Genomic DNA, 1,021 nt, shown 5'->3' on the forward strand with positions numbered 1-1,021 from the left:
GCCCCAATGGCGAATCAAACGGGTGTCTTGCATGCGCTCGTCGAGCATGGAATCCGGCATCAGCACCAGCTTCTCCGGGTCGAAACCGAAAAAGGCTTCCTCGAATGCCGGCCACTTGTTGTCCACCAGGGAATGTTTCAAGCCGGCACGAAAAATACGGCGGGTTAACGCTGACATATAAAACGCATCATCACGGCCACGCAGTGTTTGTGCATCAGCGACGTCAGGCAGCTGTGACTGCACCGCTTTCAGCGAGCCTTTGCGGTTCACCGCCAGGGCCAGTAAATCCTTGAATGGGGTCACGCTCTACTCCGGTTTGCGCCTTTCAATGCAGGCGCCAGATATACAGTGAAAAGGACGCATTGTAGAATCACTTCCCTGCCCTCTACGAGTCGACCTGCGGGAACTTCATGACAAGCGATCAATACCACGTCAGCAAATCCGACAAACTCAAAGGCGTATGTTACGACATTCGCGGCCCTGTGCTGCGTGAAGCGCACCGGCTGGAAGACGAAGGCCACCGGGTGATCAAGCTGAATATCGGCAACCCGGCGCCGTTCGGTTTCGAAGCCCCCGAAGAACTGCTCCAGGACGTGATCGCCAATCTGCCGGAATCTACCGGGTATTGCCATTCCAAGGGCCTGTTCCCGGCCCGCAAGGCGGTGATGCAATACACCCAGACCAAGGGCATTGAAGGCGTCACCGTGGATGACGTAATCATCGGCAACGGGGTATCCGAGCTGATTGTCATGGCCATGCAAGCACTGCTCAACAGCGGCGATGAGGTGCTGCTGCCCGCGCCTGACTACCCGCTGTGGACGGCCTCCGTGCGGTTATCCGGTGGCACCCCGGTGCATTACCTGTGCGATGAACAGCAGGACTGGCAGCCGTCTCTGGAAGACATTCGCGCCAAGGTGAACAAGAACACCAAGGCATTGGTGATCATCAACCCGAACAACCCCACCGGTGCCAACTACGAGCCGGCCATGTTGCGCGAGCTGTTGCAGATCGCCCGCGAGAA

The 1,021-nt window shown here is 57.7% G+C and carries 2 protein-coding genes; one reads left to right on the top strand and one right to left on the bottom strand.

Features of this window, described 5'->3' with window-relative positions:
• Positions 1–303 (bottom strand): DNA-3-methyladenine glycosylase I (locus tag A3754_RS02305; protein ID WP_197468388.1); only part of this gene is annotated, 303 nt, incomplete at its 3' end.
• 107 nt (positions 304–410) lie between these two features.
• Here A3754_RS02305 and A3754_RS02310 point away from each other — a divergent pair.
• Positions 411–1,021 (top strand): aminotransferase class I/II-fold pyridoxal phosphate-dependent enzyme (locus tag A3754_RS02310; protein ID WP_156496700.1); only part of this gene is annotated, 611 nt, incomplete at its 3' end.

The organism is Alcanivorax sp. HI0083, from assembly GCF_001635175.1.